This is a genomic window from Burkholderia sp. LA-2-3-30-S1-D2, assembly GCF_001523915.2.
Classification (GTDB): domain Bacteria; phylum Pseudomonadota; class Gammaproteobacteria; order Burkholderiales; family Burkholderiaceae; genus Burkholderia; species Burkholderia diffusa.
Map to the genome: position 1 here is coordinate 520,711 of NZ_CP013384.1, position 24,442 is coordinate 545,152.

Below are 24,442 nucleotides of genomic sequence, written 5' to 3' on the forward strand. Positions count from 1 at the left end.
ATTTTTGGCAGGGGAGGAAGGACTCGAACCCTCGCATGCCGGAATCAAAATCCGGTGCCTTGACCAACTTGGCGACTCCCCTACACTCAACTGATAACTTCACCGGACTTGTAGGCTATCCGATAAAGCAAAACTTCATGACGCGAAAGCGAAGAGCGGATGCTCGTTCAGACTCTCGGCAACTGCACCGTTCCAACTGGTGGGCAGCTTGGCTTTCGCCGCTTCTGCCTCGTGCCTGCTATGAAACGCTGCAAACACGCTTGCTCCGGAGCCGGTCATCCTCGCGGGGGTCACATCATACAACCATTTGACCACCTGCGCAACTTCCGCGTACTTACTCGTCACAACTTGCTGCATGTCGTTCCGGCCGAAGCTGTCTGGCCATCCCGCATCGCTGCTTTGCTGTGCAAGAAAGTCCGTAATTTTGACGCGCTTCGTATCTCTTGTCAACAACTCATCTGAAAAAATTTCAGCGGTGGGGACATGAACTCGTGGCGTCACAACCAAGAACCAGCGAGTCGGCAATTCTACCTCAGCTAATTCTTCTCCGATACCCTCTGCGAACGCATTTTTTCCAAAAACAAAAAACGGGACGTCCGCGCCGAGTTTCACCGCGAGCGACTGCAGTTCCGTGCGCGGCAGATCGAGTTGCCACAGGCGGTTCAGCGCGAGCAGCGTCGTCGCCGCGTCGGAGCTGCCGCCGCCGAGGCCCGCACCCATCGGCAGGCGCTTGTCGATCTCGATGTCGACGCCGGCCGTGGTGCCCGTGTGCGTTTTCAGCAGGTTGGCCGCGCGCACGACGAGATCGCTTTCCTCGGGCACGCCCGGCACGTCGGTGACGCGTGCGACGCGACCGTCGTCGCGCAGCGTGAAGTGCAGCGTATCGCCCCAGTTCAGCAGCTGGAACACGCTCTGCAGATCGTGATAGCCGTTCGGTCGACGGCCGGTGATGTGCAGGAACAGGTTGAGTTTCGCGGGCGCAAGGCAGTTGCGCAGCGAGCGGGTCGAATCGGTCATGCGTATGTCGGGGCTAGGTTCACGTGCTTACTGGTCGAGCACGAGCTTGATGTCGAGCGGCGGCGTCGCGCGCACGAGGTTGACGCGTTTGACGCCCGTCGCCGGTGCGTCCGCGTAGGCGAGATAGTCGATCGTCCAGCCGTCCTGGCGGATCTGCTTGACGTGCGTCGTGTCCGCCGGGTCGCGCACCGTCTGCGCGGGCGTCGCGGGCGCGGGCGTCGGCAGCAGCCAATAGCGCAGACCGGCCAGCGGCAGCGAGAAGCCGAGCGCGTTCTGCATCAGTTCGCCGACGTCCGTCGCGTATTGCGGCTGGCGGTTCGGCAGTTCGAGCGATGCGGCCTGCGGCGTCGATTTCACGACCGCGAGCGTCTGGCCGAGCGGGCTGCGCAGTTCGAGCGACACGTCGTCGCCGTGCTCCTGCCAGTCGAAGTTGCCGTACACGTTCTGTGGTCGGCCGAGGCGGTCGCTGTACTGCACCGCGAAGCGGCCGTGGTACGCGTGTGTCGCGGCCGTCTGCAGCACGGCGCCCGACGGCGCATTTGCCGACGGCGGCGTGCTCGCGCAGCCGACGAGCGCGAGCGCGGCGCCAGCCGCGGCAAGCGCGCGGGAAGACGGGGAAAGCATCGGGAACATCCGCATCACAGGCCGTTGACCTGCAGGCGCTTGAGCGTCTGCACGAGCGTGTCGTTGTCGGGTTCGAGCTTCTGCGCGGCACGCCACGCGACGCGCGCGTCGTCCTGCGCGCCGCTCTTCCACAGCACTTCGCCGAGGTGCGCGCCGATCTCGGCGTTCGGCTGCAGCTCGTACGCGCGCCGCAGCACCTTCGTCGCGCCCGCCGTGTCGCCCATCCGGTACTTCACCCAGCCGAGGCTGTCCATGATGTACGCGTCGTTCGGCGCGAGCGACAGTGCCTTGTCGATCAGCTTGCTGGCCTCGGGCAGGCGCTGGTTGCGATCGGCAAGCGAATAGCCGAGCGCGTTGTACGCCTGCGGGTTGTCGGGCTGCGTGCGGATCAGCTCGCGCAGCTGCTTTTCCATCGCCACGTAGTGACCGGTCTTCTCGGCCGCCATCGCGTAGTCGTAGCGCAGGTCGGGATCGTCCGGGAAATCCTGGACTGCCTGCGCGAGTCGCGCCTCGGCTTCCGGATAGCGCTTCGCGGTGAACAGGATCGACGCATCGGTGCGTGCGACCACGGCCGCATCGCGCGGATCGCTGATCGGCAGGTCGTCGAGCACCTTGCGCGCCTCGTCGGTCTTGCCCTGTTTCTGCAGCAGCTGCGCGCGCGTGATCTGCGCGGGCAGGTAGTGCTGGCTCGTCTGGTCGACCTTGTCGAGCCATTGCGACGCCTGCGCATCGTTGCCCTGTTCGATCGAGATCTGCGCGAGGTAGATGTAGCCCTGGCCGACGTCGAGGTTCGGCTGCTTGTCGCCGAGCTGCACGTACTGTTTCAGGTACGCGCTCGCGTCGTCGAGCTTCTTCTGCTGGATCTTGATCAGCGCGAGCGCCATCAGCGGCGTCGGGTCCTTCGAGTCGAGCTTGCGCATCGTCTCGAACTGCTTCTGCGCGTCGTCGAGGCGGTCGTCGGAGAGATAGAGCTGCGACAGAGCGAGGCGCGCATCGCGCGACTTCGGATTCTGCTGAACATATTTCTCGAACGACGCGATGCCGGTCGCGCGCTCGGCGGGCCCCATCTGCGACAGCATCAGCGCCGCCGGCAGATAGTCGGGGCGGATCTGCAGCGCCTGCTTCAGCGACTGCGCCGCGCCTTCCTTGTCGTCGACCGCGATTTGCTGCCGCGCGATCGCGAGCTGCGCCTCGGGGCGGTTCATGTCGTTCTTCAGCATGTCCTTCAGCACCGCGAGGCCGCCGACGCGGTCGGCGCCGCGCACCAGCAGTGCCTGCAGCGCGAGGATCGCGGGGCCGCGCGTTTCGCCGGTCGCGCGGGCCAGTTCGCGCGCGAGCATCGGCTGCGCGTCGGCCGGCTTGCCGGCGAGCACGAGCAGCGCGGCGTCGACTTGCGATGCGCGGTTCGAATCGGGTGCGTACTGGCGCCACAGATTGGCTGCGGACAGCGCGTCGGCCGGGCTTTGCGCGCCGAGCGCGATCTCGGTCGCACGCTGCGCCATGCGGGGGTCGCGCGTGTCGCGGGCGAGCGCGAGGTAGGTCTGGTAGGCCGGCGCGGGCTGGTTGCGCTGGAGCGCGACCTCGGCGGCCAGCACCTGGTAGACGATCTGGCTCGTCAGCGGGACGCCCGGGAGATCCTTTTTCTCGTCCGGCATTACGTGCTCGAACGCGCCCTGCGGCGCCGCGTCGTCCGATGCCGGATTTTGCGCGTGAGCCGGGAAGGCGGTGAGGGTCCACGCGGCGAACAGCGCGGCGCCGAGCGCACGGCGGACCGGGAAGGCGCGCGCGCCGCGCACGGCGGCGGGGCGCTTCAGAAGCAGCTTCGAGGGCAGGGTCATGGAAATCCGTTCGATGTTTCAACCGATTGTAACGCGCTCGCTACAATACACGCACGATCGTGAATCCAGTCTCAGACCCGCAAAACATGCCAGAGTTGCCAGAAGTCGAAGTCACGCGCCGGGGCATCGAGCCCTTTGTCGCGGGCCGCCGCGTCGAGCGTGTCGACGTCCGTACCGCGATGCTGCGCTGGCCCGTGCCGGCGGAGCTCGCCGAGCAATTGCGCGCGCGCGAGGTGCTCGCCGTCGAGCGTCGCGGCAAGTATCTGCTGTTCGAGGTCGACGCGGGCTGGTTCATCGTTCATCTCGGGATGACGGGCACGCTGCGCGTGCTGCCCGCGGCCGGCGTGCCGGTCGCCGCGAAACACGACCACATCGACTGGATCTTCGACGAATTCGTGCTCCGGTTCCGCGATCCGCGCCGTTTCGGCGCGGTGCTGTGGCACCCGCGCGAAGCAGGCGACGTGCATGCGCATCCGCTGCTCGCCAGCCTCGGCGTCGAGCCGTTCTCGCCGGCGTTCACCGGCGCGCTGCTGCACGCGCGCACGCGCGGCCGCACGGTGTCGGTCAAGCAGGCGCTGCTCGCGGGCAACATGGTCGTCGGCGTCGGCAACATCTATGCGTCGGAGAGCCTGTTTCGCGCGGGCATCCGGCCGACGACCGCCGCCGGCAAGGTGTCGCTGCCGCGCTACGAGCGGCTGGCCGACGCGGTGCGCGCGACCCTCGCCGACGCGATCGAGCGCGGCGGCAGCACGCTGCGCGATTTCGTCGGCAGCAACGGCGAAAGCGGCTATTTCCAGCTCGACTGCTTCGTCTACGACCGGGCGGGGCTACCTTGCCGCACATGCGGCACGCCGATCCGCCAGATCGTGCAGGGGCAGCGCTCGACCTATTTCTGCCCGACCTGCCAGCGTTGAGTCGCGCGTTGCAACCTCTTTCCAAAGATTCGAACACTTGAAGCCGCCCCGCATTGCTCCCGCTCCGTTCCCCGTCACACCGCTGCATCGCACGTTTGCCACGCGCCTGATCGCCTGGCAGCGCGTGCACGGTCGCCACGACCTGCCGTGGCAGAACACCCGCGATCCCTACTGGATCTGGCTGTCGGAAATCATGCTGCAGCAGACGCAGGTCTCGACCGTCGTCCCGTATTACACGCGCTTTCTCGAGCGCTTTCCCGACGTCGCCGCGCTCGCGGCCGCGCCGTCCGACGACGTGATGGCGCTGTGGGCCGGGCTCGGCTACTACTCGCGCGCACGCAACCTGCATCGCTGCGCGCAGGTCGTCGTCGCCGAGCATGGCGGCGTATTCCCGTCGACGCCGGAAGCGCTCGCCGAACTGCCGGGCATCGGCCGTTCGACGGCCGCGGCGATTGCGTCGTTCGCGTACGGTGCGCGCGCGACGATCCTCGACGGCAACGTGAAGCGCGTGCTGGCGCGGGTGTTCGGCGTCGAAGGCTTTCCGGGCGAGAAGCGCGTCGAGAACGACATGTGGGCGCTTGCGGAATCGCTGCTGCCGGATGCCGCGAACGCGGCCGACGTGAGTGCCTATACGCAGGGGCTGATGGATCTCGGCGCGACGCTGTGCGTGCGCGGCAAGCCGGATTGCGCGCGCTGCCCGTTCGCGGGCGACTGTGTCGCGCAATCGACGGGCCGGCAGCGCGAACTTCCGGCCGCGCGGCCGAAGAAAGCGGTGCCGACGCGCAAGACCTGGATGCTCGTGCTGCGCGACGGCGACGCCGTGCTACTCGAGCGGCGTCCGCCGGCCGGCATCTGGGGCGGCCTGTGGTGCCTGCCGCAGGCAGACGGCGATGTGGCACTCGCGGAACTCGCACGCGGCTTCGGCGGTGGCGGCCCGGTGCCGCTCGCGCCGTTCACGCACACGTTCACGCATTTCCGGCTCGAGATCGAGCCGCGGCTGAGCGATGTGGCGAACGGCGGGCGGCCGCTCACGCACGTGCAGGATGCCGAGACGGCGTGGGTGCCGTTGGCGGGGCTCGATGCGTACGGCGTGCCGGCGCCCGTGCGCAAGCTGCTCGATGCGTTGAGCGGGCCGCTGCTGTAAAGAAAGGGGAAGGGCGCGGCGCGCTCACGGAAGCGCCGGGCCGCCGCGGGTGTTTTGCCCGCCAGGATGATTCGCTCGCGACGCCGCTGCGACGCGCTTGGCCAGCCGAGGCTTACAGCCATCCGTGCCGATCGAGCACGTGGTGCACGGCATCGATCCGCGCGCCGACGTCCGGAAATTCCATCAATTTCTGCCGCGCACGCAGGTCGAGCGGCAGCAGTTCAGCGAGGCGGTTCGATACCCAGCTCGGGTCGTCGAGACGAAACGGTTCGGCGAACGGCATCTTGTCCGGTTCGGATTTCTTCAGCGCTTCGATGATGCGCTCCAGCACCTCGGCACACGAGCCGAATTGCGCGAGCGCCTGTTCACCTTCGAGCGGGATGTCGTCGGGCAGCGGCTCCGCGATCCCGACCAGCAACCCGTTGCCTTCGACGCGATACGACAGCAGCTCGAATCGCTGCGTGCCGATCGCCTGCAGGTACAGCATCCCGAATTCGCCGGTATCGCACTCGGTGATGCGCGCCATGCAGCCGATCGTCTCGGGCACCGACACGGCGCCGTCCTGCGCGACTTCTGGCCCGCTCTTCAGCAGGCACACGCCGAACGGCGCGTCGTCGCGCAGGCATGCGCGGGACATGTCGAGATAGCGCGCCTCGAACACCTTGAGCGGCAGCCAGCCACCGGGGAACAGCACCGTGTGCAGCGGAAACAGCGGCAGGTCGATCAGGGTGGTCGATAGCGTGGACATGGCGCACCGGCAAGAGGGCGGTGTCGCTAAGGTCGTTCGACCTCGGCGACGAGCCGCGACGACGCGTCGACATCCACGGGCGCGTCACGATGCCGCACGATCACGTTCGCATCGTGCGCGAGGCGCGCGGCGAGCGTTTCCGCGATGAACACCGAGCGATGCTGACCGCCCGTGCAGCCGATGGCGACGGTCAGGTAGCTGCGGTTGTCTTCGCGAAAGTGCGGGAGCCATTTCGTCAGGAACGCATGGATGTCGTCGATCATCTGGTGGACGATCGGCAGTGCGTCGAGAAAGGCGATGACCGGCTGGTCCAGCCCGGTGAGCGGGCGCAGCTCATGGTCGTAGTACGGGTTCGGCAGCGCGCGCACGTCGAACATCAGGTCGGCATCGAGCGGCACGCCGCGCTTGAAGCCGAACGACTCGAACATCACCATCAGGTCGTTGTTCTTCTGCTCGATGAAGCGCTTGACCCACGTGCGCAGCACGTTCGCGCGCAGCGTGCTGGTATCGATCTGGTGGCCGAATTCGGCGAGCGGTGCGACCAGCTCGCGTTCGCGCTCGATCGCTTCCTCGAGCGACGACAGCAGCCCGACGTTCGCGTCGTGCGACGGCGAGCCGGACAGCGGGTGGCGCCGGCGCGTTTCGGAGAAGCGCTGGATCAGCGCCTGCGTGCTCGCGTTGAGGAACAGCACGCGGACATCGTGCTCGAGCGACAGCGCGCGGATCAGACCGGGCATTTCGTCCAGCGACGCGCTCGAACGCGCGTCGATCGCGACCGCGAGCCGGTGCTGGCCGCCGTCGGCCAGGTAGCGGGCGAGTTCGGGAAGCACGTGCGGCGGCAGGTTGTCGACGCAGTAGTAGCCTGCGTCTTCGAGCGCGTTCAGCGCGACGGACTTGCCTGAGCCGGAGATGCCGGTGATAAGGACGATGCGCATGGGAAGCAGAGAATCCTGACGTTTCATCATAGCACCGGCTCGACGCGTCGGCGCTGCGAGGCCGGCGCGGGGAGCGTTACACGAGCTTGCCGGGGAACTGACTGTCGGGATCTTGCATCGCGAGTCGTTGCCGATCCATGAAATCGCGCAACGTGTCGATTCCGCGCAACTGCAGGATCGTATTCCGCACGGCCGCCTCGACGAGCACCGCGAGGTTGCGGCCGGCCGCAACCTGGATCGTGACCTTGCTGATCGGCAGGCCAAGCACGTCGACCGTCTGGCTTTCCAGCGGCAGCCGCTGGAATTCGCCGTCCGGGCGGCGCACGAGCTGGACGATCAGCTTCAGCTTCATTTTCCGGCGGACCGCCGTTTCACCGAAGATCGTCTTGATGTCGAGCAGGCCGAGGCCGCGCACTTCGAGCAGGTTCTGCAGCAGCGGCGGGCAGCGGCCTTCGACGAAATCGGGGCCAAGTCGGACGAAGTCGACGGCATCGTCGGCGACGAGGCCGTGGCCGCGACTGATGAGTTCGAGGCCCAGTTCGCTCTTGCCGAGCCCGGAGTCGCCGGTGAGCAGCACGCCCATCCCGAGGATGTCGAGGAACACGCCGTGCAGTGTCGCGCGCGGCGCGAGGATGCGCGACATGTAGAGCCGCAGGCTGTCGATCACCGCGGCGGCCGACATCGGCGTCGTGAACAGCGGCGTGGACGAGCGCGTGCAGCGCAGCACGAGTTCGGGCGGCGCCGCGGCGCCGCCGGCGACGACGAGGAACGGTGGCTCGAGGGCGATCAGCTCGGCCATGTGGCGCGAACGGTCTTCGTCGGTCTGCCGCTGGTAGTAGTCGATTTCGGCTTCGCCGAGCACCTGGATCCGGTTCGGGTGGATCAGGTTCAGGTGGCCGACGAGGTCGGCGCTCGACGTTGCGTTGGCGACGGTGTCGGCCGAAAAACCGCGCTCCCAGCCTTCATGCCCCGTCAGCCAGCTCAGCTTCAGCGTGGCCGCGTTGTCGTCGAAGATGCTCTGGGCGTTGATGCTGGACGTATCCATGACTCTCGTCACTCCAATGGGCCGGTGTGCAGGCGCGCGGCGACGGACGTCGCCATGCCGGGCGGCCCTGGACGACGGCGGGTGCCGCCTCGTACCGGAAAAATTCCGCCCGGATCAACTCAAGGTTGCCACTGAGTGAGCAGGCGATGCAACTCGGCGATATCCGTTTCGTTGTGCAGACGCTCGCGCGCGTCGCGATCGGACAGCAGTTGCGCGATTTCCGACAGGATCTCGAGGTGCTGCTGGGTGGCTTGCTCGGGGACGAGCAGGAAAATCAGGAGACCGACGGGCTGGCCGTCGGGCGCTTCGAACGGGATCGCGTCGGCCAGCCGCACGAACGCGGCGAGCGGGTGCTTGAGCCCCTTGATGCGCCCGTGCGGAATCGCGACGCCTTCGCCGAGCCCGGTCGAACCGAGGCGCTCGCGCGCGAACAGGTTATCCGTGACGGTGCTGCGGGCGATGCCGTTCTGATTCTCGAAGATCAACCCGGCTTGTTCGAAGACGCGTTTCTTGCTGGTGACGGAGAGGTCGATGACGACGTTCTCTATGGGCAGGATTTTGGCTAGGCGATTCATGTTGGCAGGCGATTGGGCGGCCTGGGGTCTCCTTGCGGCGGCAGACTGATTTTCCATGTTCGGCGATATCAAGGCGTTCGGCATCGGAAACCTGCAAGGCAGCTACCGCACCCAACGCCCCCCGGCGATAACCGGAACATTATAGAGCACAGCCGCGTGCGTGGCGCGGCATGGACGGACCGGTCGCACCACTGCCGCTCGGACACAAAAAAAACGCCCGGCGAACCGGGCGGCGTGTGTATTGCGGTGAACGTTATTGCGGCGGCAGTTCGATCTGGTCGATCGACGGCTGCAGCTTGATCGGGTCGTGCGCATGGGTCTGCAGACGCTCCATGTGCTTGACGACCTGACGATCCAGCTTGTCGATCAGCAGATCGATCGCAGCGTACAGGTTGCCGTTCGCGCTTTCGACGAAGATGTCCTTGCCCTTCAGATGCAGATTGATTTCCGCGCGCTGCTGCTTGTCCTTTTCCTTGTGATTGTCGACCGAGAGGATCACAGTGCCATCGATTACCTGATCGCTATGCCGTAGCACCCGGTCCAGCTTGGTGATCACGTATTCGCGAATTGCAGGCGTGACTTCGAGATGATGTCCACTGATCTTCAGGTTCATAGTGCTTCTCCAAGCGAGTGACCACCCGGCCGCATCGAGGCGGCGCTCCGGTCGACTTGCCCCTGCCGCAGGTAGCGGCACATTCGCGGACAAGTCGCCCGGCCTGTTCCCCGTGTGCGCGGTGGCCGGAACACGCCTGCCGCCGGGCAGGCAGCAGGCTTAAAGAGACTTGCGCAGATTCACTGCCGGGATTTTGAGGGCTTCGCGATACTTGGCAACCGTGCGGCGCGCGACCACGAATCCCTGTTCTGCCAGCAGCTCGGCAATGCGGCTGTCCGAAAGTGGCGATTTTGGGTCTTCAGCTCCTATCAGTTGCTTGATCAGGGCTCGGATGGCGGTCGACGATGCGGCGCCTCCGGTGTCGGTCGAAACGTGTGATCCGAAGAAGTACTTAAATTCAAGCGTCCCGAACGGGGTCAGCATGTACTTGCCAGTTGTCACACGGCTGACAGTCGACTCGTGTAGGCCCAGCGTATCAGCTATTTCCCGCAAAACCAAGGGGCGCATGGCAATTTCACCGTGCGCAAAGAAATTCTTCTGACGTTCGACAATAGCCTGCGCGACACGCAGGATCGTGTCGAATCGCTGCTGGATGTTCTTGATCAGCCAGCGTGCTTCCTGGAGCTGCTGTTTCAACGATCCGGCCGACGGGTCGCCGCGGCTGTTGCGCAGGATGTTCGCGTACAGGTTGTTGATTCGCAGGCGCGGCATCACTTCCGGATTGAGTTCCGCGAGCCAGCCCTGGCCGGCCTTCTTCACGATGATGTCGGGCACGACGTAGTCGGCCTCGGCCTTGCCGTACGCGGCGCCGGGGAACGGCTCCAGCGAACGGATCAGCGCGTGCGCGTCGCGCAGCGCGTCGTCGCTCGCCTTCAGGTGCTTGCGCAGCCGCGTGAAGTCGCGGGCGGCGAGCAGTTCGAGATGCTGCGACACGATCTCGAGCGCGAGCGTGCGTGTCGGGGACGGATCGAGGCGCAGCAACTGCAGCTTCAGGCATTCGGACGCCGAGCGGGCCCCGACCCCGGCCGGGTCGAAACTGTGCAGCAGCGCGAGCGCCGCATTCAGTTCGTCGCAGTCGATTTCCAGTTCCGGCGGCAGGTCGGCGAGCACTTCGTCGAGGGAGGCGGTCAGGTAGCCGTCGTCGTCGAGCGATTCGATCAGGAACATCACGAGCGCGCGATCGCGCGGGCTGGCCTGCGTGACGCGCAATTGCGCGGACAGGTGGTCGCGCAACGACGTCGCGGCTTCCTGCACCTGCAGCGGCGGGAGGTCGTCGTCGTCCGATGCGCCGCTCGAGCGGCCGAACTCGTCGAGATTCCACTGCGGGCCGTCGCCGGCGTCGCCCGATGCGTAGCTGTCGTATTCGTCGGCGGCGGCCGGTTCGTCGCGCTCGGCGCGATCGCTCGACTGGCTGCTGCCGTTCGCGGCGCCCGACTCGGTGTTCTGGCTGGGAGGCGTCTGCGCGATCAGCGATCCGTCCGCCGCGACGCGCAGCGGGCTCGCGATCCATTCGTCATCGTTCTCGAGCAGCGGATTCTGCGCGACGGCCATCGCGACTTCCTGCTGCAGTTCGAGCGTCGACAACTGCAGCAGCCGGATCGACTGCTGCAGTTGCGGTGTCAGTGCCAGGTGTTGCGACAGGCGGAGTTGAAGGCTGGCTTTCATGGCAGAGAGGGAGTCATACCGGCAGTTTGCCACGACCCAGGTGCCTTGAGCCATCCGCGATTACGCGCGGCGCGGCGCACGGCCGCAGGCGGGAGCCGCCGGACGCCGGAGGGGGCGGCCAGCCGCGGGGAAGGTTACATGCGGAAGTGTTCGCCGAGGTACACGCGGCGCACGCTTTCGTTTTCGATGATTTCGCTCGGCGCGCCGGCGGCGAGCACCGAACCGTCGCTGATGATGTATGCGTGGTCGCAGATGCCGAGCGTTTCGCGGACGTTGTGATCGGTAATCAACACGCCGATGTTACGCTGTTTCAGGAACTTGACGATCTTCTGGATCTCGAGCACTGCGATCGGGTCGACGCCGGCGAACGGTTCGTCGAGCAGGATGAAGTTCGGGTTGGTCGCCAGCGCGCGCGCGATTTCGACGCGACGGCGTTCGCCGCCCGACAGCGACAGCGCCGGGTTCTCGCGCAGGTGGCCGATCTGCAGCTCGTCGAGCAGCGCCTCGGTGCGCGCCGCGATCGCGTCCTTCGACAGCCGCTTGCCGTCGTCGCCGTGCTGCAGTTCGAGCACCGCGCGGATGTTTTCCTCGACGGTCAGCTTGCGGAACACCGACGCTTCCTGCGGCAGGTACGACAGGCCGAGCGACGCACGCTTGTGGATCGGCAGCAGGCTGATCGAGCTGCCGTTCAGCGAGATCTCGCCCGCGTCGAGCGGCACGAGGCCGACGATCATGTAGAACGACGTCGTCTTGCCGGCGCCGTTCGGGCCGAGCAGGCCGACGACTTCGCCGCTCTTCACGTCGAGCGACACGTCCTTGACGACCGTGCGCGAGCCGTAGCGTTTCTTCAGGTTGCGGACGACGAGCGAGCTCGTCGTGCCGGCCGGCTGGCGGTTCGAAAGCGCGTTCATTGGCCCGGCGCTCCCTGGATCGTGGTCGACGGCGACAGCTTCGCCGGCGCGCCGTTCAGCTGCCCGGGGCCACCGTTCTTCGGCGACAGCATCGCGCGCACGCGGCCGTTCGGGTTGCCCGGCGCCGCGACGTCCTTGCCGCCCTTCGCGGTGTAGAAGTCGCGCTGGCCGTCGTACGTGATCACGCTGCCGTGCACGGTGTCGGCGATCGTCGACGTGCCCTGCAGGCGGCGCACGGTCGCGGCGGTGGTCAGCGTCGTCAGGTCCTGCTTGCCATCGTAGTCGATACGCTCGGCGTCGCCGTCGATGTATTCGTCGAGACCTTCGCGTTTCTGACGGAACGTCGCGTGCTTCTTGCCGCTGCCGAACGATGTCGCGTACTGATAGCCTTCGGGATCCTGGCGCACTTCGACGCGGTCGCCCTTGATGATGATCGTGCCTTTCGTGATCACGACGTTGCCGGTCGCGACCGTCACCTGCTTCAGGTCGTCATAGGTCAGGTTGTCCGCCTCGACGTTGATCGGCTTGTTCTGGTCGGCCTTCTCGGCATGGGCGAGCGGCGCCAGCCCGACGAGCGGGAGCGCCACGAGCGTCGCGGCGAGCGCGGCGCGGACGGCGCGCGCAGCGCCGCCGGAATTCTGTCGAGGGAACGGTTCGTTCATGCAGTCACGTGAGGGATGCGTCACCTGGATTGACCTTTCGAGCCGCCGGACGTGTCCGCCGCGGCGATCGTGCCGCGCACGTTGCCGTAAAGCTCGATGACCCGGGTGACGTTGTTGTACTTCATGCCGTCGGTCGCGTTGACGAGCGACAGGCCGCGCTGAAGTTTAACCGGCTTTTCGGTCTGGATCACATCGTCATTGACGAAGATCCGGAAATGCTGGGAATCGGCCTGCATCTGCGGGTCGCCGCCGCCGGCCACGCGCAGGATGCGCGCGTCGTCGTACAAGTCGACGATCGACACGTCGCCGTTGACGGTGCCGCGCTTCGCGGTGGTCGTCACGACCGGCTTGCCGGGCTGGAATGCGCGCATGGCCGGATCGGTCAGGTCGCTGTTTTCGGTGTCTTCGTAATGAATCAGCTTCGCGGCCGTCAGACGGTACTGCGTCGTGCCCGTCTGGTCGAGCTCGGTGACCGAGAAGTTGTCCGCGAAATAGTCGGGCGTGTGGCGCTTCGGCTGCACGGTGCCTTCGCCGGGCGGCGGCAGCGTCGCCTGCAGCAGCCACCACGTGATGCCCGCGAGCGCGGCGACCGCGACGAGCGGCAGCAACTGGGTCCAGCGGAAATGCGTGTTCATCCGTCAGGCTCCGCAGGCAGCGGCGAGCAGCGCGTCGTAGCGGCGCTGCGCGCGCAGGATCGCGTCGCAGACTTCGCGCACCGCGCCGTGGCCGCCGCGGGCCTCGGCCACCCAGTGCGCGCGGGCGATCACCTCGGGGTGCGCGTTGGCCGGTGCCGTCGCGAAGCCGCAGCGCAGCATCACCGGCAGGTCGGGCCAGTCGTCGCCCATATAGCCGCAGGCGTCGGCGGTGATGCCGAGCGACGCGATCAGGTCGCCGAACACGGCGAGCTTGTTCTCGACGCCCTGGAACAGATGCGCGATCTTCATTTCCTTCGCGCGGGCCGCGACGATGTCCGAGCGGCGGCCGGTGATGATCGCGGTTGCGATGCCGGCCTCGCCGAGCAGCTTCACGCCGTGGCCGTCGAGCGAATTGAACGACTTCATCGCGTCGCCTGCCGCGGTAAACAGCAGGCCGCCGTCGGTCAGCACGCCGTCGACGTCGAAAACCATCAGCTTCACGCGGCTCGCGCGTTCGGCCGCAGTCAGCGCTGCGCTCATCAGATCACCTTCTTCGAAAACAGGTCGTGCATGTTCAGCGCGCCGATCAGCGCACCGTCGGCATCGACCACCAGCATCTGGTTGATCCGGTGGCGCTCCATCAGTTCCACGGCCTCGACCGCGAGATTGTCGGGGCCGATCGTGCGCGGTTCGCGCGTCATCACGTCGACGATCGGCAGCGTGCGGAAATCACCGTCGCGCGCCAGCACGCGGCGCAGGTCGCCGTCGGTGAAGATGCCGGCCACGCGGCCGTCGGTGTCGACCACGGCGGTCATGCCCAGGCGCTTCGCGGTGATCTGGAACAGTGCGTCCGACAGCGTCGCGTCGAGCCCGACGCGCGGAATGTCGTCGCCCGAGCGCATCACGTCGCGCACGTGGGTGAGCAGGCGCCGGCCGAGCGCGCCGCCCGGATGCGAGCGCGCGAAATCCTCGGAGCCGAAGCCGCGCGCGTCGAGCACCGCGACGGCGAGCGCGTCGCCGAGCGCGAGCGCGGCGGTCGTGCTCGCGGTGGGGGCGAGGTTCAGCGGGCAGGCTTCCTTCGAGACCGCGGCGTTCAGGTTCACGTCGGCGAGCGTGCCGAGGCTCGATTCCGCGCGGCCCGTGATCGCGATCAGCTTCGCGCCGATCCGCTTCACGAGTGGCAGGATCGCGACGAGTTCTTCCGACTCGCCGGAATAGGAGATGCCGATGAACACGTCGTCCGACGTGACCATGCCGAGGTCGCCGTGGCTGGCCTCGGCCGGGTGGACGAAGAAGGCCGGCGTGCCGGTGCTCGCCAGCGTGGCCGCGATCTTGCGGGCGATATGCCCGGATTTGCCGATACCGGATACGACGACGCGGCCGCGGCAGCCGAGCAGCAGCGCGACGGCCTGGACGAAGTCGCCGTCGAGCTGGTCGCGCAGCGCGCGCACGGCGTCCGCCTCGATGTCGAGCACGTCGCGGGCGAGCGCGAGCGCCCGATCATCATTGATTTTCGCTATCATGCGCGGAGTATAGCAAAGGCGTTTGTTCGCCGCGCCGCGCCTTCGGACTCGTCCGATGCCGCTTGCCCACCGCCACCACCCGCGCCCGCATTGCCGTGGCCCCGACGAACGAGGACGCTTCGCCCGTGATTTCCCCGCTCGAAATGACCCTGCTGCTGCTGCTGGCCTCGGTGGTGGGCGTCGTCGTATTTCGCTCGCTGAACCTGCCGCCGATGCTCGGCTACCTGACCGTCGGCATCCTGGTCGGGCCGCACGCGTTCGGCGTCGCCGCGGATCTGGAGCGGGCCGAGCATCTCGCGGAATTCGGCGTGGTGTTCCTGATGTTTTCGATCGGCCTCGAATTCTCGCTCGCGAAGCTGCGGGCGATGCAGCGGCTCGTGTTCGGGCTGGGTCTCCTGCAGGTGGTCGCGACGCTCGTGCTCGCGCTGGCGCTCGGCCTGCTGTTCGAGCGCTGGGTGCACATCACGTGGCAGGGCTGCATCGCGCTCGGCGGCGCGCTCGCGATGTCGTCGACGGCGATCGTGTCGAAGATGCTCGCCGAGCGGCTCGAGATCGAGACCGCGCACGGCCGCAACATCTTCGGCGTGCTGCTGTTCCAGGATCTGGCCGTGGTGCCGCTGCTGATCGTGATCGCCGCGTTCGGCGCCGAGTCGTCGAAGGATCTCGCGCTCACGCTCGGCTTCGCGGCGGTCAAGATCGTGATCGCGCTGACGCTGCTGCTGGTCATCGGGCAGCGTTTCATGACGCGCTGGCTGAACGTCGTCGCGCGGCGCCGCTCGCAGGAGCTGTTCGTGCTGAACCTGCTGCTCGTCACGCTCGGCGCCGCGTTCGTCACCGACCGCTTCGGCCTGTCGCTCGCGCTCGGCGCGTTCATCGCGGGGATGCTGATCTCCGAGACGCCGTTCCGCCATCAGGTGGAGGAGGACATCAAGCCGTTCCGCGACGTGCTGCTCGGCCTGTTCTTCGTGACGACGGGGATGCTGCTCGATCCGCGCGTGATCTGGGAGCATCCGGTGCTCGTGTTCGGCTTCTTCGTCGGGCAGATCCTGTTCAAGGCGACGACGATCGCCGGACTTGCGCGGTTGTTCGGCGCGACGCCGGGCGTTGCGATGCGCACCGGCATCGGCCTCGCGCAGGCCGGCGAATTCGGCTTCGTGCTGCTGAACCTGATCCTCGACCGGCATCTCGTCGATTCGACGCTGCTGCAGGCGATCCTCGCGTCGATGCTGCTGTCGATGCTCGCCGCGCCGTTCCTGATCCAGAACGCCGACCGGATCGTGATGCGGCTGTCGTCGACGGAATGGATGCAGCAGTCGCTGCAGATGACGCGGATCGCGACGCAAAGCCTCAAGCAGCGCGGCCACGTGATCATCTGCGGCTACGGCCGCGCGGGGCAGAACCTGGCGCGCATGCTCGAGCAGGAAGGCATTCCATACGTCGCGCTCGACCTCGACCCCGATCGCGTGAGCGCGGCCGCGACGGCCGGCGAATCGGTCGTGTTCGGCGACGCGGCGCGTCGCGAGTCGCTGCTCGCGGCCGGTATCCATCGCGCGGCGGCCGTCGCGATCACTTATGCGAACACGCCGTCCGCGCTGCGCGTGCTGCATCACGTGCACGAACTCGAGCCGACGCTGCCGGCGATCGTGCGCACGGTCGACGACGCCGATCTCGAGAAGCTGCTCGCGGCCGGCGCGACCGAGGTGATTCCGGAGATCGTCGAGGGTAGCCTGATGCTCGCGTCGCACACGCTGGTGCTGGTCGGCGTGCCGATGCGCAAGGTCGTGCGGCGCGTCGAGGAGATGCGCGACGAGCGCTACAGCCTGCTGCGCGGCTATTTCCGCGGCGCGGACGATGCGGACGACGACGATCACGAGCAGGTGCGGCTACAATCGGTGCCGGTCGACGCGCGCGCGGATGCGGTCGGGCGCTCGCTGGAGGAACTCGGGCTGTATGCGCTCGGGCTGGAAGTCACGGCGATCCGCCGGCACGGCATCCGCGGCGTCGAACCCGATCCGCAGACCAAGCTGCGCGCGAGCGACATCGTCGTGCTGCGCGGGCTGCCCGAGGCGCTCGCGCTCGCGGAGGAGCGGCTGTCGCGGCATCGGCGCGAACCGCCGGCCGCAGTCGCGTGAGTCGCGATTCGATAACCTGACCCGTATTTACTCGAAACGGTGCCCGATCTTCGCGCACCGTTTTTTTCGGAGAGTTTCATGCCGCATTCGTCGTCGGGCGCACCGCTCGATCCGGTCGCCTTCATCCACAGCCAGATCCGCACCGTGCCCGACTGGCCGCAGCCGGGCGTGATGTTCCGTGACATCACGACGCTGCTGCAGAGCCCGAAGGCGCTGCGCATCCTCGTCGACCTGTTCGTCGAGCGCTATGTCGATGCGAAGCTCGACTATGTCGCGGGCCTTGACGCGCGCGGCTTCATCATCGCGCCGATCGTCGCGTACGAGTTGAGCGTCGGCTTCGTGCCGATCCGCAAGGTCGGCAAGCTGCCGTACAAGACGTGCTCGGAGTCGTATGACCTCGAATACGGCAGCGCGACCGTCGAGATCCACGAAGACGCGTGCCGCGCCGGCGACCGCGTGATCATCATGGACGACCTGATCGCGACCGGCGGCACGATGATGGCGGGGCGCAACCTGCTGCAGCGGCTCGGCGCGGTCGTCGTCGAAGGTGCGGCGATCATCGATCTGCCCGATCTCGGCGGCTCGACGCTGCTGCGCAACGCGGGGCTGCCCGTCTATACCGTCACCGAATTCGCCGGCCATTGAACCACTGGACGCCGGCCCACGCCGCGAGGTCACGATGCCCAACTTCATGCTGTTTCTCGCCACGTCGATCGCGATCACGTTCGCGCCGGGTCCCGACAACCTGCAAGTGCTCGCGCGCGGCATCTCGCAGGGCCGCGCGGCCGGCTTCGTCGCCGCGCTCGGCTTCACGGCCGGGATCCTGTTCCATACGACGCTCGCGGCGCTCGGCGTCGCGGCCGTGCTGCGCTCGTCGCCGGTCGCGTTCCAGACACTGAAGCTCGCGGGCGCCGCGTACCTCGTGTGGATCGGCATCAAGGCGTTGCGCAGCCAGGGGCTCGCGAACGCGCACGCGCGTCCGCCGCAGCCGCTTGGCGCGATCTTCCGGCAGAGCGTGATCGGTAACCTGATGAACCCGAAGGTCACGCTGTTCTTCGTCGTGTTCCTGCCGCAGTTCGTCGATCCGCATGGCGTGCAGGGCGTGACGCTGCAGATGTTCGAGCTCGGGGCGCTGTTCATGCTGCAGACGGCCGTGGTGTTCTCGCTGTTCGGCGTCGGCGCGGGCGCGATCGGCACATGGCTGAAGCGCCGCCCGAAGGCCGGCGTATGGCTCGACCGGATCGCCGGCGCGACGTTCATCGCGATCGGCATTCGCGTCGCGCTGAAGGACTGAGCCCGATGACGTTTCCTTGCATCGCGGCCGCGCGCCGCTTCGATCCGGCCGCGCACCTGCGTTTCGAGATCGCCGGCGAGCAGGTCGGCTGGGTGCGTCGCCAGGACATCGCCAAGCTCGCTCGCTGGCCCGACGTGTTCGAGCTGACCGACACGCGCGTCGTGCTGTCGGCGCGTTATGACACGGTCGACGCGCGCAGCATGGCGCTCGCGAGCGCGATCGGTGCGCTGGCGGCCGAGGGCGCGATTCCGGGCTGGCGCGACGAGATCTATGCGATCCGCAACCGCTTCGACGATCCACCGCTCGCGTATATCGAACGCGCCGCGTCGCGCTTCTTCGGCACGCAGACCTATGCAGTGCACCTGAACGGCATCGTAGAATATGCGGTTGCGCCGGGTGAGCCGGCCGTGCCGCGGATGTGGCTCGGCCGCCGCAGCGCGACCAAGGCAACCGATCCCGGCATGCTCGACAACGTCGTCGCGGGCGGCATCGGCTGGGGCCTGGGCGTTCACGAGACGCTCACGAAGGAATGCTGGGAAGAGGCCGGCATGCCGGCCGAACTGGCGGCGCGCGCGATCGCGGGCCGGGCGGTGCAGGTGCTGTGCTCGCTGCCGGAAGGCACGCAGTCCGAACTGATCTTCGTGTACGACCTGCCGCTGCCGCGCGACTTCGCGCCGCACAACCAGGATGGCGAAGTGGCCGAGCACCTGCTGGCCGGTGTATCCGAAGTGGTCGGCTGGCTGCGCGAAGGCCGCGCGACGATGGATGCGAGCCTCGCGATGCTCGACACGATGCTGCGCCATCGCTGGCTCGCGGCGGCCGACGCAGCGGGCATCGACGCGCTGTTCGCGCCGGCCGCGTAATGCGCAGCACGCCGGCCCGGGCGCGGCCGAACGAATGGCCTATTTGACGAACACCGAAACGAAGGGAGTAGCGGTCATGCCGACCGATCACAGCTTTATCTTGAAACTGTCGTGCCCCGACCGGCACGGCATCGTCCACGCAGTCTCGGGCTTCCTGTTCGAACGCGCCAACAACATCCTCGATTCGGCGCAGTTCGGCGACAGCCGCACCGGCGAGTTCTTCATGCGCGTGCACTTCGTGCAGGACGGCGGGGGCGCGGATGCCGCGTCGGCGCTCGACACGCTTCGCAACGAATTCGCGCCGCTCGCCGAGCAGTTCGCGATGCGCTGGGAGATGCACGACGCGGCCGTGAAACCGCGCGTCGTGATCATGGTGTCGAAGATCGGCCATTGCCTGAACGACCTGCTGTTCCGTTACCGCACCGGCCAGCTGCCGATCGAGATCCCGGCGATCGTGTCGAACCACAAGGAGTTCTACCAGCTCGCCGCGAGCTACAACATTCCGTTCCATCACTTCCCGCTCGTCGGCGGTTCGTCCGATGCGGCGAAAGCCGCGCAGGAAGCGCGTGTGCTCGAAGTGATCGATGAACACCAGGCCGATCTCGTCGTGCTCGCGCGCTACATGCAGATCCTGTCGCCGAATATGTGCCAGCAGCTCGCCGGCCGGGCGATCAACATCCACCATTCGTTCCTGCCGAGCTTCAAGGGTGCGAAACCGTACTACCAGGCGTTCGACCGCGGCGTGAAGCTGATCGGCGCGACCGCGCACTACGTGACGACCGATCTCGACGAAGGCCCGATCATCGAGCAGGAAGTCGAGCGCGTCGACCACAGCATGACGCCCGACCAGCTCACCGCGATCGGCCGCGACGTCGAGTGCGTGACGCTCGCGCGCGCCGTGAAGTGGCACGTCGAGCACCGGGTCGTGCTGAACGGCACGAAGACGGTCGTGTTCCGCTGATCGGCGGTGCGGGGCGGCCATTGGCCGGCCGCTGGCCCGGATGCAAAAACGCCGCGCCCTTGATGGGGCGCGGCGTTTTTTTATCGCGTGACGCGCGTGACGCGCCGGGCAGCGTTGCGTCAGATCAGCCGCAGCATGTACAGCTCGCGCTTCAGGTATGCATAGAAGATCGGTGCGGCGATCACGCCCGGCAGCCCGAACGCGGCTTCCATGATCAGCATCGCGAGCAGCAGTTCCCACGCGCGCGACTCGATCTGGCCGCCGATGATCTTCGCGTTCAGGAAGTATTCAAACTTGTGGATCACGACGAGGAACGCGAGCGACGCGATCGCGGTGCCCATGCTGACCGACAGCGACACCGCGACGATCAGCGTGTTGGAGATCAGGTTGCCGATCACCGGCAGCAGCCCGACGATGAACGTGACGAGCACGAGCGTCTTCGACAGCGGCAGCTGCTGGTGGAAGATCGGCAGCGCGACGAGCAGGTAGACCGCCGTGAATGCCGCGTTGATCGCCGAGATCTTGATCTGCGCGAACACGATCCGGCGGAACGACTCGGCGAAGCGCGACACGCGCGTGACGAGCGCGGTCGACAGCGGCCGGCGCACCTTGCCGTGCTCGACGCCGATCGCGATCATCGCGCCGATGATCATCCCGAACAGCACGTGGCCGAAGCCGCGCGCGACGCTCTTGCCGCCTTGCTGGAGCTGATCCATGTGCGAGTGCATCAGCAGCGCCGCCTTGGTCTTCATCTGTTCGACGTCGACGGGCAGCAGGTTCGCGATCCAGGCTGGCGTGCGGGCGCGGGTCTGCTCGACGATCTGCATCAGCTGGTCGAGCAGGCTCTGCAGGTTCGGCACCGTGTGCTCGAAGTGCTCGATGATGCCGATCGTCAGGCCGGTGAGCCCGCCGACGATCGCGATCGACAGCAGCACGACGGCGACCCAGCGGGCGCGCATGCTTGTGGTGTGGCGTTCGATGACCGGCGCGATCGTGTGGATCAGCTGATAGACCAGCAGGCCGGCCAGCAGCCCGCCCAGCAGCTTGAGCTCGATGACGAGCACCATCGCGACGAGGGCGAACAGATAGCTGCCGATCTCGATCGCAGACAGCTTCGGCAGGCTGAAGTCGCTCGTCAGCCGCACGCTGCGCAGGTGCGGCTCCCGGCTCTGGGCGTCGCGCGACTCTTGTTGCTTCTCCATCGTGGATTCCTGTCGTTCGTGTGTCATGCCGCGCGGTGGGCGGCAGGACGGCGGTCGCCCGGCGCCGCACCGGATTGGTGCGGATGGCGAACCTTACGACCGTAAAGTATAGCTGCCATTATGGTCCGCCACGGGGCTGTTTGGCTCGTGGTGTAAACGCAGAGGGGAAAACCGCGGAAGGGGAAACGATGACGCCGGCGCCGCCGCGGGCGCCGGGCGCGCGCGGCCGGCAGCCGCGCGCGGGAACGGCAATTGTCAGCCGGCCGCCGCCTTGCGGGTCGGACGCTTGAGCAGCGGCGCGAGGTACTTGCCGGTGAAGCTCGCCTTCGTCTTCGCGACCTGCTCGGGCGTGCCCTGCGCGATGATCTGGCCGCCGCCGGCGCCGCCTTCGGGGCCGAGGTCGATCACCCAGTCAGCCGTCTTGATCACGTCGAGGTTGTGCTCGATGATCACGACCGTGTTGCCCTGGTCGCGCAGCCGGTGGATCACCTCGAGCAGCAGCGCGATGTCGTGGAAATGCAGGCCGGTGGTCGGCTCGTCGAGGATATACAGCGTGCGGCCCGTGTCGCGCTTCGACAGCTCCAGCGACAGCTTCACGCGCTGCGCCTCGCCGCCCGACAGCGTCGTGGCCGACTGGCCGAGGCGGATGTAGCCCAGGCCGACGTCGAGCAGCGTCTTCAGCTTGCGGGCGATGACCGGCACCGCGCTGAAGAATTCGTACGCGTGCTCGACCGTCATGTCGAGTACTTCGCTGATGTTCTTGCCCTTGTACTGCACTTCGAGCGTTTCGCGGTTGTAGCGCTTGCCGTGGCACACGTCGCACGGCACGTAGACGTCCGGCAGGAAGTGCATCTCGACCTTCAGCACGCCGTCGCCCTGGCACGACTCGCAGCGGCCACCCTTCACGTTGAACGAGAAGCGGCCCGGATCGTAGCCGCGCTCCTTCGCGGTCGGCACGCCCGAGAACAGCTCGCGGATCGGCGTGAACAGGCCCGTGTAGGTGGCCGGGTTCGAGCGCGGCGTGCGGCCGATCGGCGACTGGTCGACGTTGATCACCTTGTCGAAGTGCTCGAGGCCTTCGATCGCCTCGTGCGGCGCCGGCTCGGCCGACGAGCCGTACAGGTGGCGCGCGACCGCGTGGTACAGCGTGTCGTTGATCAGCGTCGACTTGCCGGAACCCGACACGCCGGTGATGCAGGTCAACAGGCCGACCGGCAGCTCGAGATCGACGTGCTTCAGGTTGTTGCCGTGCGCGTCGACGATGCGCAGCATCCGCTCCGGATCGGGCGCGATCCGCTCGTCCGGATACTCGATCGTGCGCTTGCCGACGAGATACTGGCCCGTCAGCGACTGCGGGTTCGACTGCACCTGCTTCGGCGTGCCTTCGGCGACCACCACGCCGCCATGCTCGCCCGCGCCGGGGCCCATGTCGACGACGTAGTCGGCCGTGCGGATCATGTCCTCGTCGTGCTCGACGACGATCACCGAGTTGCCGAGGTCGCGCAGGTGCTTGAGCGTCGAGATCAGGCGGTCGTTGTCGCGCTGGTGCAGGCCGATCGACGGCTCGTCGAGCACGTACATCACGCCCGTCAGGCCCGAGCCGATCTGCGACGCGAGGCGGATGCGCTGCGCCTCGCCGCCGGACAGCGTCTCGGCGCTGCGCTCGAGCGACAGGTAGTCGAGGCCGACGTTGTTCAGGAAGGTCAGGCGCGCGACGATTTCCTTGATCACCTTGTCGGCGATCTCGCGCTTCGCGCCGTCGAGCGACAGGCCGTCGAAATAGCCGAGCGCGTCGCGCAGCGGCCAGCCGCTGATTTCATAGATGCCACGCGCGTAGTCGCCGGTGCCGACCCGCACGTGGCGCGCCTCGCGGCGCAGCCGCGTGCCGTCGCACGACGGGCACGGCTGGTTGTTCTGGTATTTCGCGAGTTCTTCGCGCACCGCGACCGAATCGGTTTCGCGGTAGCGGCGCTCGAGGTTCGGGATGATCCCTTCGAACACGTGCTCGCGGATCGTCGTGCGGCCGCGTTCATTGATGTACGAGAACGGGATCGTCTGCTTGCCCGAGCCGAACAGCAGCACCTTGCGGATCTTCTCCGGCAGGTCCTCGAACGCGGCGTCGATGTCGAATTCGTAGAATGCCGCCAGGCTCTGCAGCATCTGGAAGTAGAACTGGTTGCGGCGGTCCCAGCCCTTCACGGCGCCCGCGGCGAGCGACAGCGACGGGTGCGCGACGACCCGCTTCGGATCGAAGAACGTGATCTGGCCGAGGCCGTCGCATTCCGGGCACGCGCCCATCGGGTTGTTGAACGAGAACAGGCGCGGCTCGAGCTCCTGCAGCGAGTACGAGCAGATCGGGCAGGCGAACTTCGAGCTGAACAAGTGTTCGCGGTCGGTGTCCATTTCCAGCGCGATCGCACGGCCGTCGGCGAGGCGCAGCGCGGTCTCGAACGATTCCGCGAGGCGCTGCTTCATGTCCGGGCGCACCTTCAGGCGGTCGACGACGACGTCGATCGTGTGCTTGTCGTTCTTCTTGAGCTTCGGCAGCGACTCGACCTCGTAGATCTTCGCGACGCCTTCGTTCGCGGTGCCGCCGCCCGAGCGCACGCGAAAGCGCACGAAGCCCTGCGCCTGCATCTCCTCGAACAGCTCGACGTGCTCGCCCTTGCGGTTCGCGACCACGGGCGCGAGGATCATCAGCTTGGTTTCCTCCGGCAGCGCGAGCGCCGCGTCGACCATCTGCGACACGCTCTGCGCCTCGAGCGGGATGTCGTGGTCGGGGCAATACGGCGTGCCGACACGTGCGAACAAAAGTCGCAGGTAGTCGTGGATCTCGGTGACCGTGCCGACGGTCGAGCGCGGGTTGTGGGACGTCGCCTTCTGCTCGATCGAGATCGCGGGCGACAGGCCCTCGATCAGGTCGACGTCGGGTTTCTCCATCAGTTGCAGGAACTGGCGGGCGTACGCGGACAGGCTTTCGACGTAGCGGCGCTGGCCCTCGGCATAAAGGGTGTCGAACGCGAGCGACGACTTGCCCGACCCGGACAACCCGGTAATCACGACCAGCTTGTGGCGCGGCAGGTCGAGATTGACGTTTTTCAGGTTGTGGGTGCGTGCCCCACGGATACGGATCTGTTCCAT

At 66.9% G+C, this 24,442-nt stretch carries 23 protein-coding genes and 1 tRNA gene; 7 read left to right on the forward strand and 17 right to left on the reverse strand.

Annotation, left to right across the window (positions count from 1 at the left end):
- Positions 1–5 precede the first annotated feature (5 nt).
- The 4 genes from WS66_RS15025 to WS66_RS15040 form a co-directional block, all read right to left on the reverse strand.
- Positions 6–82, reverse strand: a tRNA-Gln gene (locus tag WS66_RS15025).
- A 53-nt stretch (positions 83–135) separates the two neighbouring features.
- On the reverse strand, positions 136–1,017 hold the full coding sequence (ispE, locus tag WS66_RS15030; RefSeq protein ID WP_059598840.1) for a 4-(cytidine 5'-diphospho)-2-C-methyl-D-erythritol kinase: 882 nt from the start codon (positions 1,015–1,017) through the stop codon (positions 136–138).
- Positions 1,018–1,044: 27 nt separating this feature from the next.
- Positions 1,045–1,656 carry a lipoprotein insertase outer membrane protein LolB gene (lolB, locus tag WS66_RS15035; protein ID WP_059598839.1) on the reverse strand — a complete coding sequence of 204 codons (612 nt, stop codon included), beginning with the start codon at positions 1,654–1,656 and terminating at the stop codon, positions 1,045–1,047.
- Positions 1,656–3,479: a tetratricopeptide repeat protein gene (locus WS66_RS15040; RefSeq protein ID WP_059598838.1), complete on the reverse strand. Its 1,824-nt coding sequence runs from the start codon at positions 3,477–3,479 to the stop codon at positions 1,656–1,658. The genes lolB and WS66_RS15040 overlap by 1 nt, the downstream gene beginning before the upstream one ends.
- Positions 3,480–3,565: 86 nt before the next feature.
- Here WS66_RS15040 and mutM point away from each other — a divergent pair, with 86 nt between their 5' ends.
- Both mutM and mutY read left to right on the forward strand, forming a co-directional pair.
- Positions 3,566–4,393 carry a bifunctional DNA-formamidopyrimidine glycosylase/DNA-(apurinic or apyrimidinic site) lyase gene (gene mutM / locus WS66_RS15045; protein WP_059598837.1) on the forward strand — a complete coding sequence of 276 codons (828 nt, stop codon included), beginning with the start codon at positions 3,566–3,568 and terminating at the stop codon, positions 4,391–4,393.
- Between the two features lie 37 nt (positions 4,394–4,430).
- Positions 4,431–5,537 carry an A/G-specific adenine glycosylase gene (gene mutY / locus WS66_RS15050; RefSeq protein ID WP_059598836.1) on the forward strand — a complete coding sequence of 369 codons (1,107 nt, stop codon included), beginning with the start codon at positions 4,431–4,433 and terminating at the stop codon, positions 5,535–5,537.
- Positions 5,538–5,649: 112 nt separating this feature from the next.
- Here the strand turns inward: mutY and WS66_RS15055 are convergent, their stop codons facing one another.
- The 11 genes from WS66_RS15055 to kdsD all read right to left on the reverse strand — a co-directional run bounded on the left by WS66_RS15055 (position 5,650) and on the right by kdsD (position 14,849).
- Complete coding sequence (locus tag WS66_RS15055) at positions 5,650–6,285, reverse strand: LON peptidase substrate-binding domain-containing protein (RefSeq protein ID WP_059598835.1); 636 nt, start codon at positions 6,283–6,285, stop codon at positions 5,650–5,652.
- A gap of 26 nt (positions 6,286–6,311) precedes the next feature.
- The gene (gene rapZ, locus WS66_RS15060) at positions 6,312–7,220 is read right to left on the reverse strand and encodes an RNase adapter RapZ (RefSeq protein ID WP_059526093.1); all 909 of its coding nucleotides are present in this window, start codon (positions 7,218–7,220) and stop codon (positions 6,312–6,314) included.
- Between the two features lie 76 nt (positions 7,221–7,296).
- Positions 7,297–8,265, reverse strand: a complete 969-nt coding sequence (hprK, locus tag WS66_RS15065; RefSeq protein ID WP_010090664.1) for an HPr(Ser) kinase/phosphatase — start codon at positions 8,263–8,265, stop codon at positions 7,297–7,299.
- 119 nt (positions 8,266–8,384) lie between these two features.
- Complete coding sequence (locus tag WS66_RS15070) at positions 8,385–8,924, reverse strand: PTS sugar transporter subunit IIA (protein ID WP_059598834.1); 540 nt, start codon at positions 8,922–8,924, stop codon at positions 8,385–8,387.
- A gap of 169 nt (positions 8,925–9,093) precedes the next feature.
- The gene (gene hpf, locus WS66_RS15075; protein WP_006477786.1) at positions 9,094–9,453 is read right to left on the reverse strand and encodes a ribosome hibernation-promoting factor, HPF/YfiA family; all 360 of its coding nucleotides are present in this window, start codon (positions 9,451–9,453) and stop codon (positions 9,094–9,096) included.
- A gap of 159 nt (positions 9,454–9,612) precedes the next feature.
- A complete protein-coding gene (locus WS66_RS15080; RefSeq protein WP_059598833.1) occupies positions 9,613–11,118 on the reverse strand; it encodes an RNA polymerase factor sigma-54 in 1,506 nt (501 codons plus the stop codon).
- A 134-nt stretch (positions 11,119–11,252) separates the two neighbouring features.
- Positions 11,253–12,029, reverse strand: coding sequence for an LPS export ABC transporter ATP-binding protein (gene lptB / locus WS66_RS15085; protein WP_059598832.1), 777 nt, complete (start codon positions 12,027–12,029; stop codon positions 11,253–11,255).
- On the reverse strand, positions 12,026–12,691 hold the full coding sequence (gene lptA / locus WS66_RS15090; protein WP_059464489.1) for a lipopolysaccharide transport periplasmic protein LptA: 666 nt from the start codon (positions 12,689–12,691) through the stop codon (positions 12,026–12,028). The genes lptB and lptA overlap by 4 nt, the downstream gene beginning before the upstream one ends.
- A 20-nt stretch (positions 12,692–12,711) precedes the next feature.
- Positions 12,712–13,326: an LPS export ABC transporter periplasmic protein LptC gene (gene lptC, locus WS66_RS15095; protein WP_059451451.1), complete on the reverse strand. Its 615-nt coding sequence runs from the start codon at positions 13,324–13,326 to the stop codon at positions 12,712–12,714.
- 3 nt (positions 13,327–13,329) lie between these two features.
- On the reverse strand, positions 13,330–13,866 hold the full coding sequence (locus WS66_RS15100; RefSeq protein ID WP_059598831.1) for a KdsC family phosphatase: 537 nt from the start codon (positions 13,864–13,866) through the stop codon (positions 13,330–13,332).
- On the reverse strand, positions 13,866–14,849 hold the full coding sequence (kdsD, locus tag WS66_RS15105; RefSeq protein WP_059598830.1) for an arabinose 5-phosphate isomerase KdsD: 984 nt from the start codon (positions 14,847–14,849) through the stop codon (positions 13,866–13,868). The genes WS66_RS15100 and kdsD overlap by 1 nt, the downstream gene beginning before the upstream one ends.
- Before the next feature lie 125 nt (positions 14,850–14,974).
- Between kdsD and WS66_RS15110 the strand changes: the two genes are divergently transcribed.
- The 5 genes from WS66_RS15110 to purU all read left to right on the forward strand — a co-directional run bounded on the left by WS66_RS15110 (position 14,975) and on the right by purU (position 20,099).
- A complete protein-coding gene (locus WS66_RS15110) occupies positions 14,975–16,981 on the forward strand; it encodes a monovalent cation:proton antiporter family protein (protein ID WP_059598853.1) in 2,007 nt (668 codons plus the stop codon).
- Positions 16,982–17,059: 78 nt separating this feature from the next.
- On the forward strand, positions 17,060–17,626 hold the full coding sequence (locus WS66_RS15115) for an adenine phosphoribosyltransferase (protein ID WP_059526281.1): 567 nt from the start codon (positions 17,060–17,062) through the stop codon (positions 17,624–17,626).
- Positions 17,627–17,660: 34 nt separating this feature from the next.
- Positions 17,661–18,275, forward strand: coding sequence for a LysE family translocator (locus WS66_RS15120; protein ID WP_059598829.1), 615 nt, complete (start codon positions 17,661–17,663; stop codon positions 18,273–18,275).
- 5 nt (positions 18,276–18,280) lie between these two features.
- The gene (locus WS66_RS15125) at positions 18,281–19,138 is read left to right on the forward strand and encodes an NUDIX hydrolase (RefSeq protein ID WP_059598828.1); all 858 of its coding nucleotides are present in this window, start codon (positions 18,281–18,283) and stop codon (positions 19,136–19,138) included.
- A 76-nt stretch (positions 19,139–19,214) separates the two neighbouring features.
- Positions 19,215–20,099 carry a formyltetrahydrofolate deformylase gene (gene purU / locus WS66_RS15130; protein WP_059598827.1) on the forward strand — a complete coding sequence of 295 codons (885 nt, stop codon included), beginning with the start codon at positions 19,215–19,217 and terminating at the stop codon, positions 20,097–20,099.
- Positions 20,100–20,218: 119 nt separating this feature from the next.
- Here purU and WS66_RS15135 read toward each other — a convergent pair whose 3' ends face one another.
- The gene (locus WS66_RS15135; protein ID WP_059598826.1) at positions 20,219–21,301 is read right to left on the reverse strand and encodes an AI-2E family transporter; all 1,083 of its coding nucleotides are present in this window, start codon (positions 21,299–21,301) and stop codon (positions 20,219–20,221) included.
- Between the two features lie 255 nt (positions 21,302–21,556).
- Positions 21,557–24,442, reverse strand: coding sequence for an excinuclease ABC subunit UvrA (uvrA, locus tag WS66_RS15140; protein ID WP_059598825.1), 2,886 nt, complete (start codon positions 24,440–24,442; stop codon positions 21,557–21,559).

What these genes read in the sequence shown, in the direction of transcription:
- WS66_RS15040 (WP_059598838.1), bottom strand. Translation starts at nt 3,479, where the DNA reads ATGACCCTGCCCTCGAAGCTGCTTCTGAAGCGCCCCGCCGCCGTGCGC.
- hpf (WP_006477786.1), bottom strand. Translation starts at nt 9,453, where the DNA reads ATGAACCTGAAGATCAGTGGACATCATCTCGAAGTCACGCCTGCAATT.
- WS66_RS15120 (WP_059598829.1), top strand. Translation starts at nt 17,661, where the DNA reads ATGCCCAACTTCATGCTGTTTCTCGCCACGTCGATCGCGATCACGTTC.
- WS66_RS15125 (WP_059598828.1), top strand. Translation starts at nt 18,281, where the DNA reads ATGACGTTTCCTTGCATCGCGGCCGCGCGCCGCTTCGATCCGGCCGCG.
- lolB (WP_059598839.1), bottom strand. Translation starts at nt 1,656, where the DNA reads ATGCGGATGTTCCCGATGCTTTCCCCGTCTTCCCGCGCGCTTGCCGCG.
- lptC (WP_059451451.1), bottom strand. Translation starts at nt 13,326, where the DNA reads ATGAACACGCATTTCCGCTGGACCCAGTTGCTGCCGCTCGTCGCGGTC.
- rapZ (WP_059526093.1), bottom strand. Translation starts at nt 7,220, where the DNA reads ATGCGCATCGTCCTTATCACCGGCATCTCCGGCTCAGGCAAGTCCGTC.
- WS66_RS15070 (WP_059598834.1), bottom strand. Translation starts at nt 8,924, where the DNA reads ATGCCGAACGCCTTGATATCGCCGAACATGGAAAATCAGTCTGCCGCC.
- lptA (WP_059464489.1), bottom strand. Translation starts at nt 12,691, where the DNA reads ATGAACGAACCGTTCCCTCGACAGAATTCCGGCGGCGCTGCGCGCGCC.
- kdsD (WP_059598830.1), bottom strand. Translation starts at nt 14,849, where the DNA reads ATGATAGCGAAAATCAATGATGATCGGGCGCTCGCGCTCGCCCGCGAC.
- WS66_RS15135 (WP_059598826.1), bottom strand. Translation starts at nt 21,301, where the DNA reads ATGGAGAAGCAACAAGAGTCGCGCGACGCCCAGAGCCGGGAGCCGCAC.
- WS66_RS15055 (WP_059598835.1), bottom strand. Translation starts at nt 6,285, where the DNA reads ATGTCCACGCTATCGACCACCCTGATCGACCTGCCGCTGTTTCCGCTG.
- WS66_RS15115 (WP_059526281.1), top strand. Translation starts at nt 17,060, where the DNA reads ATGCCGCATTCGTCGTCGGGCGCACCGCTCGATCCGGTCGCCTTCATC.
- lptB (WP_059598832.1), bottom strand. Translation starts at nt 12,029, where the DNA reads ATGAACGCGCTTTCGAACCGCCAGCCGGCCGGCACGACGAGCTCGCTC.
- purU (WP_059598827.1), top strand. Translation starts at nt 19,215, where the DNA reads ATGCCGACCGATCACAGCTTTATCTTGAAACTGTCGTGCCCCGACCGG.
- uvrA (WP_059598825.1), bottom strand. Translation starts at nt 24,442, where the DNA reads ATGGAACAGATCCGTATCCGTGGGGCACGCACCCACAACCTGAAAAAC.
- WS66_RS15080 (WP_059598833.1), bottom strand. Translation starts at nt 11,118, where the DNA reads ATGAAAGCCAGCCTTCAACTCCGCCTGTCGCAACACCTGGCACTGACA.
- hprK (WP_010090664.1), bottom strand. Translation starts at nt 8,265, where the DNA reads ATGGATACGTCCAGCATCAACGCCCAGAGCATCTTCGACGACAACGCG.
- ispE (WP_059598840.1), bottom strand. Translation starts at nt 1,017, where the DNA reads ATGACCGATTCGACCCGCTCGCTGCGCAACTGCCTTGCGCCCGCGAAA.
- mutM (WP_059598837.1), top strand. Translation starts at nt 3,566, where the DNA reads ATGCCAGAGTTGCCAGAAGTCGAAGTCACGCGCCGGGGCATCGAGCCC.
- WS66_RS15100 (WP_059598831.1), bottom strand. Translation starts at nt 13,866, where the DNA reads ATGAGCGCAGCGCTGACTGCGGCCGAACGCGCGAGCCGCGTGAAGCTG.